The organism is Sphingobium sp. AS12 (assembly GCF_019097845.1).
In the GTDB taxonomy this organism is placed as follows: Bacteria; Pseudomonadota; Alphaproteobacteria; order Sphingomonadales; family Sphingomonadaceae; genus Sphingobium.
The window spans coordinates 1-13,553 of record NZ_JAHRGM010000040.1; the positions used below are offsets into that span (position 1 = coordinate 1).

A 13,553-nucleotide genomic window follows, 5' to 3' on the forward strand; every position below is an offset into this window, starting at 1 on the left:
CTCGACGATGCCCTGCGCCGCCTTTCGCCCAAATCCGAGATGGCCAAGGCCATTGCCTATGGTCGCAAGCGCTGGGTCGCTCTGACGCGCTTTCTCGATGATGGACGTCTGGAAATCGATAACAACAGTAAGCGCTGTTTCCCACCCACCTTGTGCGATGTGGTGATTAGGGCAGACGTTGGTCGGTATGGAAGCCCACAGCCTTACGAGCGCACTGGACACCCACACTGGAGTTGGTCTGGAGCCTGTTCGCCGCCCTGAGGTGCTCCGCAGCATGGCAGGTCGGCGACGGATCTGGACGCTGGAGCAGAAGCTGGCGATAGTCGGGGAGATGGCGCGTTGCGGCAACATCGCCGAGTTCTCCCGCCAGCACGATATTCGCACGTCGTTGCTCTACACTTGGCGCCGGGAGCTGCGCTATGTGTTGGAAGCAGGTCGGGCCACCAGCCATGCGGAGCCGATGTTCGTGCCTGTCATGGCCGACAGTCCCAAGCCATTGTCGAGCGATGTCGCAATAGAGGTTGAGGTGGGAGGCGCCGTCGTTCGGATTGGAGGTACGGCTAAGGCCGATCTGGTGGCAGCAGTGATCCAGGCGTTGCAGGTACAGCGGTGATCGGGATCGGTCCGGGCACGCGGGTCATGGTGGCGACGCGCCCGGTGGATTTCCGCAAAGGGCCTGATGCCCTGGCGGCGCTGGTGAGCGCAGATTATGGCGGCGATGCCTTTTCCGGCGTGATCTATGTCTTTCGGGCCAAGCGTGCCGATCGGATCAAGCTGATCTGGTGGGACGGGACCGGGCTGTGCCTGATGGCGAAGCGTCTGGAGCAAGGCAGCTTCAAGTGGCCTGGCATCCAGGACGGCGTGATGCGTCTTTCCGCCGCCCAGCTAGGCGCGCTTCTGGAGGGATTGGACTGGCGCCGGGTTCATGGCGGCCGTCGACCGCAGGCCCCGCAAATTGCCGGTTGACGGGGCTTTGCCTCACTGATTCATTGTTACCATGCTCATGCAAGCGGACCTGCCAGAAGACATCGACGCGCTTCGCGCGCTCGTCCTGGAGCAGTCCCGGATGCTGGCGGAGGAGCGGGCCGCATCTGAGGTCAGGCTGACAGAACTGGTCGTTGCCAAGGGCGAGGCGGACGCCGAGATCGAGCGCCTTCAGTCGATTATCGATGCCTTCATGCGGCATCGTTTCGGTCGCCGGTCTGAGCAACTCGATGCCGATCAGCTCCAGCTGGGACTGGAGGATGTCGAGATCGCCCTTGGACATGCCCGTGCTGCAAGAGATGCTGTTGCACCGCGTTCCCGCAGCGATCAGCCCCGTAAAACCAACCGCGGCTCCTTGCCCGCGCATCTCGAGCGGATCGAACAGATTGTCGATATTGAGGAGAAGGTCTGCCCTTGCTGCAGCGGGGCGCTTCATCAGATCGGCGAAGATGTTGCCGAGCGGCTAGACGTCGTTCCCACGACCTTCCGCGTGCTGGTGACACGACGCCCGCGTTATGGCTGTCGCTCCTGTGAGGGCGCGATCGTCCAGGCTCCTGCTGCGGCGCGGATAGTCGAAGGCGGGATCCCGACCGAAGCGCTGATCGCCCAGGTGCTGGTATCGAAGTATGCCGATCATGTTCCTTTATACCGACAGGCTCAGATCTACGCCCGGCAGGATATCAAGCTCGATCGCTCCACCCTGGCGGACTGGGTCGGTCGGGCAGCATGGTATTTGCGGCCATTGCGGGACCGTACCCTTGAGGAGTTGCGCCGATCAGAGCGGCTGTTCGCCGACGAGACCACTGCGCCGGTGCTTGACCCGGGGCGCGGAAGGACGAAGACTGGCCAGCTATGGGCCTATGCCCGCGATGATCGGCCATGGGGTGGCGTAGGTCCGCCGATGGTCGCCTATGTCTATGCGGCAGACCGGAAAGCCGAACGGCCCGACACCCATCTCGGAGATTTTGCAGGCATCCTGCAAGTCGACGGCTATGGCGGATACACAGCGCTTGCCAAACGCCGCGGACAGCAACTCAGCCTCGCCTTCTGTTGGTCACATGTCCGGCGCAAATTCTATGATCTTGCCGCCAGTTCCCCGGTCGCGACCGAGATCCTGCGTCGGATCGCCATGCTCTATGCCATCGAGGATGAGGTGCGCGGCTACTCTGCTGAACAGCGCCGCATCCAGCGCGTCGAATGCAGCCGCATCATCGTCGCGGATCTCAGGCTCTATCTGGACGCCCGGCTCCGCCAGATCAGCGCCAAGAGCAAGCTGGCCGAAGCCATCCGCTATGCGACAACGCGCTGGGACGGCCTCGTTCGCTTCATCGACGATGGTCGGATCGAACTCGACACCAACACCGTCGAGCGATCAATCCGCCCCTTGGCTTTGAATCGAAAGAATGCCCTCTTCGCCGGTTCCGACGAGGGCGGCGATAACTGGGCGGTCATCGCCACGCTCATCGAAAACTGCAAGCTGGGCGGCATCAATCCGCATGACTGGCTGAACCAGACGCTGACCGCGCTCGCCAACGGCTACCCGGCCAATCGCGTTCATGAACTCATGCCCTGGATCTACGTGGGCTGAGAACAGCGCTTACTAACAACATAGCCGAGCGCGCCATGCGCTGCGTGGCCCTGGGTCGCAAAAACTGGTTGTTCGCAGGTTCAAAAGCAGGCGGCGATCGCGCCGCTGCCATCTATTCCGTCATCGAGAGCGCCAAACTCAATGGCCTCGAACCACAGACCTATATCGCCGACGTCATCGCCAGGATCGCTGGCAACTGGCCTGCTACCCGCTGGGATGAGCTCATGCCGTGGAACTGGCGGACCGATCAGCAACCGATCGCCGCAGCCGCCTGATCTGCGGTCTCCAAGCCCCGCTTACAGTTCCGACGCCGCTCCACCTGTACAAGCGCTCCGCCATCACCGCGACCGCTCGTACGAGGCTCGTTTGACTGCTCGATGTCCATGCTCCCGCCTCCTTAAAGGCTGCGAGCTTTCCTATTTCGGTGATGCCGACAAGGCCACGTTCCGTCGGCGCTTACATCCGACAGGCCATCACTGACCGAATATCGCGACCTCCGCCAGACCAATGCCCACACTGCGGTGGGAACCTATCAGTCACGCATTTCAAACTTCTGCCAAAGTAGTGCTAGTCGGCACCGACTACCTTCGCAAAGCCATTAACCATTTTGTCGTAGGTGAAAGCTTCTGACCGCTCCTTGGCTCGTGCCTTTGCTGTGATCAGTCGGCCATCATCGCTCAGAAAGCTCGCAATTCCCTCTGACCAGGCGACGGGATCGGTGGCGGGAAGAACGAGCCCCGCAGCTTCTCCTGTGTTAGAGGTAATTGTTTCGATCTGCTCGGGCGCGTCGCTTACGATACACGGCAGTCCTGCCGCCAGCGCTTCGAGAAGGGCATTGCTCTGCCCTTCAAACAGCGAGGGCTGGGCGAACACATCGGCTGCCGCGAGAAGATGCGGGACATCAGTTCGCGAGATCGCACCGAGCACCGTAACCCGCTCTTGAAGCTTAAGGCGGGCTATCTGCGCAATGATCTCATCAAGCAGTTCGCCCTGGCCTGCTATCGCAAGCCGGACGTCGGCAGGTACAGTGACCATGGCATCGATCAGTACTGGATAGTTTTTCTGGGCATCAAGTCGCCCCACGGCAACGATCAACTTGCCCTTAACGGTCAAGCCGAAATGGGAGCGCGCTTCTTCTTGGTTCTTATCCGACCGCCGCCAACCTTTGAGGCCATTATATACGACATGAATCCGCCGCTTTAGCCACCGCGGGTAAGGTTTGCACGACCTGCCTACGCTTTTCGAAACCGCCACAACCTCTGTATAAAGGCCAGCCCATGCGGCAAGAATGTCTAGCCACCGCATCATCGCGCCATAGGTGTCGGCGGGAACGCGGTGCGATACTATACGTTGCCGCACACCGCAGTTTTGTGCGATCAGACTTCCCAGCACCATCGCTAGCGGCAGGAAACATACAACTGCTTCAGGCCTTTCCATGCGCATGACGCCTCGCAAGCGCCATATGATCTTGATAAAATCTCCGGGCGAACGCGGCGGTCGGTCGAGCAGGCACTCGTAAGTATGGTCGACGTTGTTCATTTCTTTGCGATAGTAGAGAAATATCCCTCGGCAAGACCAGCCTGCCTCTTCAAGGCCAGCCGCCAGCCGGAGAGCGGCCATGGGAGCGCCTGAAGGCGCGGTCATCGTCGTTATGACAAGGGCTCTGCCGCCGCTCACGTTTCGCCTTAGCTCCTGCCGAAAATCAAATGGATTGGGGGAAGGAAATGATGAATACGATGGCGAAAGTCCAGCTCGATATATCGGTTTATCATTGAAGCATGGCAAGTATCGAATTCAGCTTACTCATATCGGCCGGCAAGCATTGGGAGGCATCTTCACGACGGAAAACACCGCAATCCCACAGGATGAGGTCTTTGCCAGCATTGGTCTGGTGATAATAGTAAAAGGCCGCATTATTGAGCATGGCGCCTACGGTCGATAGAGAGCCTATGCCATCCATCCAACCAATTACTACGCAGGCAGCCTTACCTTTGCAAATCTCCCATGCGGCAATCGCATAGGAGCCGGCTTCCTGGCCAACGGTCATGTCCATGAAGAATGCTCGGCCCGATTTGGACACCCGGTGCACCCTATTGCCTTTGACGGTGCTGGCTTCCCGAGTACCAGCGCCATCATCACCGTCCAATCTCAGATAAGCAAGCTTCGTTTCGACTGCATCGCTCAGTTCCGGCTTGGCGTTATGAATCGCCGAGATGCCGGCGAGTTTCAGGATAAAAGGTTCTGGAGCGCCGCCGACAGTCCGGCGCCATGCTGCTTTTCGTCCCCAGCTACCTCGCCAGCGGAAGAACAGATGCGTGTTGACCTCAACGATCTTGTCCATCTCCGCGCTCCACAGCGGAACCACCCAGTCTGTGTGATAATGCGTGGCTTCCCCTACCCGTTGATCGACCGAACCATCCATCGCTTGCGCAGCCAACTTACGAGCTCGGCCCCACGCATCCGCCGAAGGTGTGTGCGCCATAGCTCCATTGCATGTGAAGGTGAACTGGCATCCGGTGGAGCGCTCGGATCCTTGAAACACTACGCCACAGATTGTTGTTGGAAAGACTGGATGTCGTACTCGGTTGAGCACGACCTGGATCACTGACTTTTGCCCCACTGGATCATCGCCGGCCTCGTAAAATGCGGCGGCAGCAAGGCAATCCAACGCTCTTGCACGGTCGACTTGGCTGCCTGAGAATTCGAAGGAAGGTGCCGCGGGGTTTGGTGCGGTCGAAAACGGCACCTTGGCGTTGATTCTGCGCGCGGTTTCGCGCGGCAGGTCGGTGTAAACAACATTGTCCGCCTCGGGCGGGGGTAGGTGAGATTGCTCCATCGACTTTTCCTGGCTGGCCAAGTTGGGAGAAGCACCGGTATAGGCATAACCATGGCGTTTAGCCAAAAACAGCCCCCCACCAAGAACAAGCAACAAGAGAACCGCTGCAGTGGCCGTCCAGAGCCTTCTGGATCGCAGCATTTCAGTTTTTTTCAAAGTTTTGAAGCCCTATGCCACTGCAGGTAGCTGACAACCCTTCCTGCCCCTGTATCGAGTGCAATAGCTTTGAAAGTCTTGCTTTACAACTGCTGCACCGCAGCATTTTTGCGCTATGCTGGCGACGTCCTTGCCTGGTACACGTCGAAGGTACAGAAAATGTTGTCGCTTCGGCACTGATTGCAACCGTCGGTAAGCACTCGACTGGTTCAAATCCGTCCAATTTGCCAAGCATTTTCAATATCTATTGCTCTAGGCGATCTAGGCTCTACAAGGCACGGGCAATAGAACAGCTGCTCTTATACCAAAGGGGGGATTGGGCGATGCATTGGATAAAGTGGATGGCATGCTTCGCATGCGCGACATCGGTTACCGCGCACGCTCAGGGTGTTTCGGACGGCAGAGGGACGATCCCGGCGAGTATTGGCGTCAGGGATAAGATGTTCAATGGATACGAGCCCATTGGCGGTCGGATTGGCAGCTTCTTTCTCTTCCCGGAATTAAGGCTAGAGGGCGAAGCGACAGACAATGTACTGGCGACCGAAACCAATCAGCAAGACGACGTGTCACTGAACATCCGCCCGGTTGTTAGCCTGACGACTGCTGATGGCGCAGAACGCATTTCGGTCAGTGGTTTCTACGATCGCAGTATCCATGCCGATTTTGACGGTGAAGACACGGACCAATTTGGTAGCCGTTTCTTCTGGCGCTCGGCTCATATTTCAGAATCCCATACAGAGATTGAGCTGGTTGGCGAGCGCCACGTCATCGGCCGCGAGAGCGTGGCAAATGTCGATGAGGCGAACTCGCCAATCCATAACGGGCGTTTCACCGCCCGTGTCCGATACAAGCAGGTGTTGAACCGACTTTCGTTGGAAGTCGAGGCGAGGGGGTACCGCGCTGACTTTGCCGACGCCTTGGATGCAAATGGCAATGTCCTCGATCAGGATTTCCGTGACTATACCGTTCTCGGCGGCATAATAAAAGGCCGGTATTTGTGGCGCGAGAGCATCTCGCTTGTAGGTTTCGTTGCTGTCGAGAAGCTCGACTACGATCTAGGTATCGGCGATCCAAGTTTTGATCCGCTTAGCACCGTAGACCGTGACTCGGTGCGCTGGCAGGTCGAAGGCGGTGTCGGATTTTTCGCACAAAACGGTCTCTATGGCGATGTGACAGTGGGCTATCTGGAGCGCACCTTCAATGCTCAGCCGATACAGCTCAACAATATCGGCGGCTTCTCATTCACCGCAGACCTGCTTTGGAATGTCAATCCGATTACCACACTGCGGCTGACAGCAGGCAGCGAATTTATCGAAGCTGCCTCGCGGACGCTTGCCGGATATCGTAGCACGTCAGCTACCTTGGAAGTGCAAAGGGCGATCATGCCCAATCTCGTGGCAACTCCGTCACTTCGTGTTTCTCATCTGAATCCGATCGGCCCGGCATTCGACCGCACCGAGTATAGCGGCAATATCCGCTTGGACTATGTGATGAACCGGCGCTGGAGCTTCTTCAGCCAGTATCGCCATTCGGGCCGTAACTCAAATGATGTCCAGTTTGCCTATAATGGCAACTGGTTCAATCTCGGTACCCGCATCCGCTTCTGATCTTGGGATCGAAGTATCGCGCCTGGCACGATCGTGCCGCGACTGGCATCAACTGCTCGAAATGTGTGCGCTGTTCGACACGCTCGAGATTGGCTGCGACAATGGCGACCGACCCACACGACGCAGCGGGGCTGGCGCAACTGGCTCGGACGGGCTTCTACAAGGAGGTACATGTCAAATCGTAGGCGGCGCATGGCGTGCGAAGCGTAATCACCGCGCGCATCTTCCCGAATGACCCCGCAGTCATACGCCTCGTCGGCGCGCTGATGCTGGAGCAGAATGATGAGTGGGCAGTATCGCGCCGCTACATGACGCTGGAAACAATCGGCTCGGTGAGCCATCACCCAATCGTCAGCCTGCCAGCTCTGGCCGCCTGACCCGAACCCGATCCTGCCGTGGATCGACGGTTCCTAAACCACCCCGTGGGACACGATCTGCCTTGGGGACGGCCCGCCGCCGTGACCGTCGCGCTCGGCTGCGGCGATCCTCAATTGCCAGCACCTCAAACAGCTCGCCACCCGCTTCGCGAGAATGCCGACGTAAAGTTTCGACTTTTAGAGGCAAATGCGCTGCAGTAATGCCCAATAGAACCAGCAAGGTTTCCTGCAGCACATGTCCACTCGAAACGAGTGCCTTGCACAGGGCGAGGCTGATCAGGAAGATCAGGCTAGCCTGGAAAATGTCTTTCCTGCGCAGAAAAGGCAGTGATATGATCGCCAGAAAATAGGTCGCATAGGCTAACAAGAAGGTGCTGATTTCCTTTGGGAATAACCGTCCGCCAATGTCGCCTAAGGTGCCGATCGTGCCGGCACATGCGGCAACCACAACCATTGCCAACATTATCCGGCTAAAAAAGACCACGGATTTCGGTGTGGAAAACATTCAAGAACCTTTCCGGCTCATTGGTCACAGATGGCGCCAATCCGATAACAACTGACCAAAGCGAAAAAAAACGCTTCCCGGATCCGCGAAAGCCCGACCGCTTTAAGGTCAATGTCCTTTAATTTTCGTTAACCCGGAAATCTCACGGAAGTAGTGCATCGGGGCTCTGAATCTTAGATAATTCTTTTGCGACAAAGGTTTACCGAACAGCAGAGGAGTTCCACGATGCCGACAGAGTGTAGCGCAAAATCATTTGAGTTTGCACGCGTAGAATCGCGGGTGGGTGTAGACATGGGCATTGATTGCTGATTCTATGGGCTTTCCCAAGAGGAGAGCCGGACGTGGCGCATCGTTCGATTGGTCAAGAGCGGTTTGGTTTCGGCGGAAGGGCAAGGTCATCATCATCGCTCGACGCCCTTGTCACGCTGATCGATTGGAGCGCGGTCACGGCGCTTCTCGATCCGCTTTATCCGGCCACTAAGGGCGAACCCGCCTGGCCGCCGCTGGCAATGTTCAAAGCCCTGCTTTTGTCGATCTGGTACGACCTGTCCGACGTGAAGCTGGCCGAGGCGCTCGACGATCGAGCCTCCTTCCGCCGCTTCTGTGGGTTCTCCGCAAACGAAGGGACGCCCGAGCGCACCGCCTTCGTCAGGTATCGCCGGCTGCTGGTCGCGCAGAAGCTGGACGGCTCGAAAAACGTCAGGATTTTGCGCTGTCATGGAAGCGCTGGCGTGGGACGGCCTGACTGGCCGCCTTGTGGGCTTGTTTCCCTGGTTTTGCGGGCTGATCTGCTCCTTGGTGGACCGTTTCGGTATCAAGCAGACGCAGTTCGGCCTTCGAGCCATGCGAGGCGCTGGAAATTATAGATCAGGTTGGCCATGCCGATCTTGATCCTGGCTCGGGCGATACCGATGGTGCGGACGACCAGCCCCATGCGGTGCTTTTGCCCGGCAAAGACATGTTCGACGGCAGCGCGGACCTTTGGCCTTGGTATATTTGATCGACCAGCGCGCATCGCGGTCTTTCTGCCGGACCTTGGCGGGCGTCCAGTCCTGGGGAATACGACCCTCCTTGATGGCGGTCTTCTCCTCCTGGGTGTTGCGCTGCTTGGGCGCGGGCACGACGGTGGCGTCGATGATCTGCCCGCCCATGGCCAGATAGCCTCGATCCTTGAGCGCGGCATCGAAGCGCGCGAATAGCCGGTCGATCGCCTTGGCCTTTACCAGCCGTTCGCGGAACAACCAGACCGTGGTGGCATCGGGCACGGTGCCCTCCAGCCCGACGCCCAGGAAGCGCTGGAACGAAAGCCGGTCCTTGATCTGGAACTCCGTCGCCTCGTCGGACAGCGAATACAGCGCCTGCAGAACGAGGATCTTGAACATGAGCAACGGATCGAACGGCGGGCGCCCGCCCTTATTGCGGGGTCCGCGTCGCAATGCGGCCACCAGCGGTCCCCGGAATAGCTCGAAATCCACCACAGCCGATAGCCGTTCCAACGGATCACCCGCCGCGCTCAGCGCCTCGTAACGGTCCGAAAGATCAAAAAAACCAGGCTGCCCTGCCATCACCGCCTCCGCTCGTCGCGAAAGCCAATGAATCATGCAGCGGAGCTAATCACCAGCGGTTTTTCGAGGCGTCCAGCTGGACACCCGCAATAACCCTAAAGCCAGCAAAATCCCATCTAACAATTTCAATTACTTGGCGTTCGAAAGTTCAAGAAATCTGAGGTATTTGCGGATATCCAGCTGAGGAGATCATCCACAGACGTCAGTCCATCTTTTTGGCTTACAGCAAAAGCCAATCGCCATTGATGTCGCCGTGAACGCCTTGAAGCGTTGCAAGCAGAACATCTTCCGACCCGCAATTGGCATAGACCTGAGTGCCTTCAGCTGCATCGATAGTCCTTAGCGACACCTTATTTTCCTTATAACCCATTGCGCTGATGTCGAAATGGTCGACGCCTACTTCAAAGTCGGTGATGATATCACCGCCCTCAGCTTGGCCGTATTTGAATATGTCAGCGCCTTTGCCGCCTTCGATGATGTCGGCTCCGCCGGCGCCGCGGATGATGTCACCGCCGTCACCGCCTTTTATCATATTGGCAATGGCGTTGCCTTGAACCGAAATGCCATGGTTGTTTTTGACGGTGGCGTTCTCGACATTGGCCTCTATAATATAGCTGTCACTATAGATTAGCGCTGTGTCGATGCCTCCGTCTGCCAATTCGATAATGTGATCGCCGGGGCCTTTGATGAAGTAGCCATCATCGCCCTCGCCGCCCATCATGATGCTATCACCCTTGCCAAACAAGCGGTCGATGCCATCCGAACCCTCGGCAAGGTGCTGGGAGTTTACATTGACCGTACCGCCACCCGAAAAACTGGCGGCATGTGCTTCTTCAATTGCGCCGAAAGCGAAATCTTCTGGTTTCAGTGTTACCGGCGTCTGGTCCAGAATTTCAAGGTAGCGACCGTCGCCAAAATGTATGATGCATCCGTCCCCCGATTTTACTGTGGCAGCCTTTAACTCGGCAAAAGAGGCGAAAGGATTGCCTGCAATTAGGATCACGTCACCGTCAGCAAAATCGGCGACGCGCGTTGCTTTGTCCTGTGCCGAAACGAGAAAGGTGTCTCTTCCTTGGCCGCCAATCAGTAGGTCATATCCACCGCCGCCCGCGAGAACATCATCGCCACTGCCTCCCTTGATGACATTGTCGAGCACGTTACCTTGCAGTGTTGTCCCCTTGTTGGATAGCGCGAACAGATTTTCGACATTGTCAGCAAGCTTTACGTACGGACCGTTTCCTAAAATTGTGTCTATGCCGCTGTCGAGAGCTTCCTTCACCTTACCGATATCGGAGCCGTTTATTCGGTAAGTATCGTCGCCAAGACCGCCTTCCATGATTCTGGCCGTGCCCTTGAGGAGATTGGCTCCATCGGTGCCGTAGCCGTCCTTGACGACCGAAGTGTAGGCATCGCTCTCGTCCCAGCGGGGAGAATGTTGATTGATCGGCAACTCGATAAGTTGTTCAAGGGCGCTTTTTTCGAATAATGCTGCCTGCCCTGCAGTTTTGGTATTTAGGTTAGCCCCGATCAGAGAGCCAATACTGGCATAGGCGACGTCGTTGTTATTCTCAAATACAACCGAATCAGTGGACTCATATACATGAATAATGTTGTAGTCACGAGTAATATAGTTATCTTTAACCACAATATTTTTTGAAATTTTTGGCGATTCAACATTTGGATAGCCGGTCGCGACATTTACCACGGTGTAATAGCGTTCGGTCGCTTCCAGATAGTTGCCATATGCGATCGAGTCATGCGCTCCGAGGAAGTTCAGAGGACGCTTGCCCACGTCTTCAATACGGTTTTTCGTGACAGTTACATATTTAGCTTCAAACGCCTCGGTGCCTTCGCGCATCGGTATGTCTGGGTCGGACCAGCCACCGATTGAAATCCCGTCCGCAGCAGTGTCGTGAATATAGTTGTCACGGATGTCGATGTACATCGACCCGCCCTTTGCGAAAATCGCCGCACTCGTACCGATGTTGCCACTGACATCATTGCCGATGATGGCACCGTTAGTAACGGCGAAGAAGTCTATCGACTCGTCATAACCGTCTGTAACAACATTGTTCTGGACTAGAATGTTCTCGCCACCGTTAATCTTGATGCCATCTTGGCGAACGCCATCAATCAAGTTGTTCTTTACGACGATATTGCGGACCATGTCTTGAAAATCAAATCCGTTCTGGCTAAACTGAATGCCGTTCTTGCCGCCAGACACCCAGAACCCATCAATGATGATGTTTTCAGCGCCACCGCCGCTGACTGTCGCGATTGATTTGTCGGCAGATATGATATGCGCTTTTTGCGGGCCGTCGGCAGACACCAGCCAGATCGGAGCATCTTCTGTTCCGCTCACATCACGCGGAATTTTCACGCTCTCGAAATACATACCCTCGCGCACCATTATCATGGTGCCTGGCGTGGCCCAATTCAACGCCATCTGAATTGTATCAATTGGACTGCCAATACTGCCGTCGCCGAAAGGCTCGGCGTCGTCATCTACCCAAATAAAATTAGTAGGTTTTACAGAATTCATAGTTTCAAGCAGGCTGTTGTCGTAAGTAGAATTCATTTTGCGCCCCTTTGTGATTAGATTTCGATTTGCGTTAATAAATTAAGGGCACTTTTCCGGGAAAATGTTGTATTATGACTGCATCAAACTAGTTAACGTCATTTTGACCATGTGATTACTTACTCATATAAAATTCAATGTATTATCAATCAATATTGATCTTATTTTAACTATACTTTGGACCTCGGCGTCAGCGCCTATGGCGCAGATCAAGGGGTTGAGATTTAAAGAGGGTTTGCCGCCTGGCATGCTGATAACGAGGTCGTGTCCCACGGGGTGGTGTAGGAAGGTTTTCCTGAGAAGGGTGGCCACCGTCGATCTTCTGGTAGGGTTCGGATGCGAACTCGAACCTGGAGAAGAAGACGATGACCGACGACAGAATGGAGTATATGATCCGGGACCGGCTGAACTGGATGCGGTTTCTGGGTTTTGCGCTGGGTGACCGCACCCCCGACGAGAACACCATCCGGCACTTCCGCAACCGGATGACGGAGACCGGGACGCTCAAGCGGGTGATGAAGGCCTTCGACTGGCAACTACACAAGAAGGGCTACAACCCCATGTCGGGTCAGATCATCGATGCCAGCCTGGCGCCAGCGCCCAAGCAGCGCAACACCGATGACGAACGGCAGGCCATTAAGGATGGAAAGTCGGCGCAGGATATATGGCCCGATGACCCGGCCAAGGCGGCACAGAAGGACACCGATGCGCGCTGGACGCTCAAGATCGGCGGGAAGGTGCGCTACAAGGATGGCAAGCCTCTACCGATGATTGCCTTGCCGGTGTTCGGATATAAAAGCCATATCAGCATCGACCGCCTGTACGGGTTCATTCGCGCCGGGGAGGTCACATCGGCGGCCCACGCCGATGGGTGCATGTTACGCCATGTGATCGCAGAGAATAGCAGCAGCGAAGTCTGGGCCGACACAGCATACCGCTCCAGGACGAACGAAACATGGTTGGCCGATCGCATGCTGACCAGTCGTATCAACCGTCGCAAGCCCAAGAGGAAGCCGATGACCAGGGCCACCGCTCGCGCCAATGCCGCAAAGTCCGCGATCCGGGCCAGGATCGATCCTTCGACAGGCTCAGGAGTGTTCGCGCATCAGAAAAACCGGTTCGGGCTGTTCATCCGCGCCATCGGCATCAAGCGGGCCGAGGCGAAACTCACCCTGGCCAATAACTTCGATCGCCTGATCTTCCACGAACGACGCGCCGCCACAGTATGATGAGACCTGTGCGCGGGTGGGTGTAGACATGGGCATTGATTGCTGATTCTATGGGCTTTCCCAAGAGGAGAGCCGGACGTGGCGCATCGTTCGATTGGTCAAGAGCGGTTTGGTTTCGGCGGAAGGGC

At 56.6% G+C, this 13,553-nt stretch carries 10 protein-coding genes and 4 pseudogenes; 9 read left to right on the plus strand and 5 right to left on the minus strand.

Going from position 1 to position 13,553, the window contains the following annotated elements:
• From KRZ98_RS24185 to KRZ98_RS16015, 5 genes and pseudogenes are all read left to right on the plus strand, one after another.
• Positions 1–126, plus strand: a pseudogene (locus KRZ98_RS24185) (transposase); the annotation flags it as partial.
• A 148-nt stretch (positions 127–274) separates the two neighbouring features.
• Positions 275–613, plus strand: a complete 339-nt coding sequence (locus KRZ98_RS16000) for a transposase (RefSeq protein ID WP_037543664.1) — start codon at positions 275–277, stop codon at positions 611–613.
• Positions 610–966, plus strand: a complete 357-nt coding sequence (tnpB, locus tag KRZ98_RS16005) for an IS66 family insertion sequence element accessory protein TnpB (protein ID WP_009823144.1) — start codon at positions 610–612, stop codon at positions 964–966. The genes KRZ98_RS16000 and tnpB overlap by 4 nt, the downstream gene beginning before the upstream one ends.
• 100 nt (positions 967–1,066) lie before the next feature.
• Positions 1,067–2,572, plus strand: coding sequence for an IS66 family transposase (locus tag KRZ98_RS16010; RefSeq protein ID WP_254798557.1), 1,506 nt, complete (start codon positions 1,067–1,069; stop codon positions 2,570–2,572).
• Between the two features lie 8 nt (positions 2,573–2,580).
• Positions 2,581–2,847: pseudogene (locus KRZ98_RS16015) on the plus strand (transposase domain-containing protein); the annotation flags it as partial.
• Positions 2,848–3,139: 292 nt separating this feature from the next.
• On the opposite strand, the gene KRZ98_RS16020 reads toward KRZ98_RS16015, so the two are convergent.
• Together KRZ98_RS16020 and KRZ98_RS16025 are read right to left on the minus strand one after the other, a co-directional pair.
• Positions 3,140–4,192, minus strand: coding sequence for a glycosyltransferase family 4 protein (locus KRZ98_RS16020; RefSeq protein WP_217674459.1), 1,053 nt, complete (start codon positions 4,190–4,192; stop codon positions 3,140–3,142).
• Positions 4,193–4,340: 148 nt separating this feature from the next.
• The gene (locus KRZ98_RS16025) at positions 4,341–5,549 is read right to left on the minus strand and encodes a cell wall hydrolase (RefSeq protein WP_217674460.1); all 1,209 of its coding nucleotides are present in this window, start codon (positions 5,547–5,549) and stop codon (positions 4,341–4,343) included.
• Between the two features lie 455 nt (positions 5,550–6,004).
• Between KRZ98_RS16025 and KRZ98_RS16030 the strand changes: the two genes are divergently transcribed.
• Both KRZ98_RS16030 and KRZ98_RS16035 read left to right on the plus strand, forming a co-directional pair.
• Positions 6,005–7,171 (plus strand): outer membrane beta-barrel protein, encoded by a 1,167-nt coding sequence (locus KRZ98_RS16030; protein ID WP_217674461.1) that lies wholly within the window; start codon positions 6,005–6,007, stop codon positions 7,169–7,171.
• Positions 7,172–7,392: 221 nt separating this feature from the next.
• A pseudogene (locus KRZ98_RS16035) lies at positions 7,393–7,548 on the plus strand (IS256 family transposase); the annotation flags it as partial.
• Here the strand turns inward: KRZ98_RS16035 and KRZ98_RS16040 are convergent.
• Positions 7,523–8,053 carry a hypothetical protein gene (locus tag KRZ98_RS16040; protein WP_217674462.1) on the minus strand — a complete coding sequence of 177 codons (531 nt, stop codon included), beginning with the start codon at positions 8,051–8,053 and terminating at the stop codon, positions 7,523–7,525. The pseudogene KRZ98_RS16035 and the gene KRZ98_RS16040 sit on opposite strands and share 26 nt — an antisense overlap.
• 341 nt (positions 8,054–8,394) lie before the next feature.
• Here KRZ98_RS16040 and KRZ98_RS24440 point away from each other — a divergent pair, with 341 nt between their 5' ends.
• Positions 8,395–8,919, plus strand: a complete 525-nt coding sequence (locus KRZ98_RS24440) for a transposase (protein ID WP_217674463.1) — start codon at positions 8,395–8,397, stop codon at positions 8,917–8,919.
• On the opposite strand, the pseudogene KRZ98_RS16050 reads toward KRZ98_RS24440, so the two are convergent.
• Together KRZ98_RS16050 and KRZ98_RS16055 are read right to left on the minus strand one after the other, a co-directional pair.
• A pseudogene (locus tag KRZ98_RS16050) lies at positions 8,868–9,618 on the minus strand (transposase). The gene KRZ98_RS24440 and the pseudogene KRZ98_RS16050 overlap by 52 nt on opposite strands.
• Positions 9,619–9,838: 220 nt before the next feature.
• Positions 9,839–12,196, minus strand: a complete 2,358-nt coding sequence (locus tag KRZ98_RS16055; protein WP_217674464.1) for a right-handed parallel beta-helix repeat-containing protein — start codon at positions 12,194–12,196, stop codon at positions 9,839–9,841.
• A 365-nt stretch (positions 12,197–12,561) separates the two neighbouring features.
• Here KRZ98_RS16055 and KRZ98_RS16060 point away from each other — a divergent pair, with 365 nt between their 5' ends.
• Complete coding sequence (locus tag KRZ98_RS16060; RefSeq protein ID WP_217674465.1) at positions 12,562–13,425, plus strand: transposase; 864 nt, start codon at positions 12,562–12,564, stop codon at positions 13,423–13,425.
• Positions 13,426–13,553 lie beyond the last annotated feature (128 nt).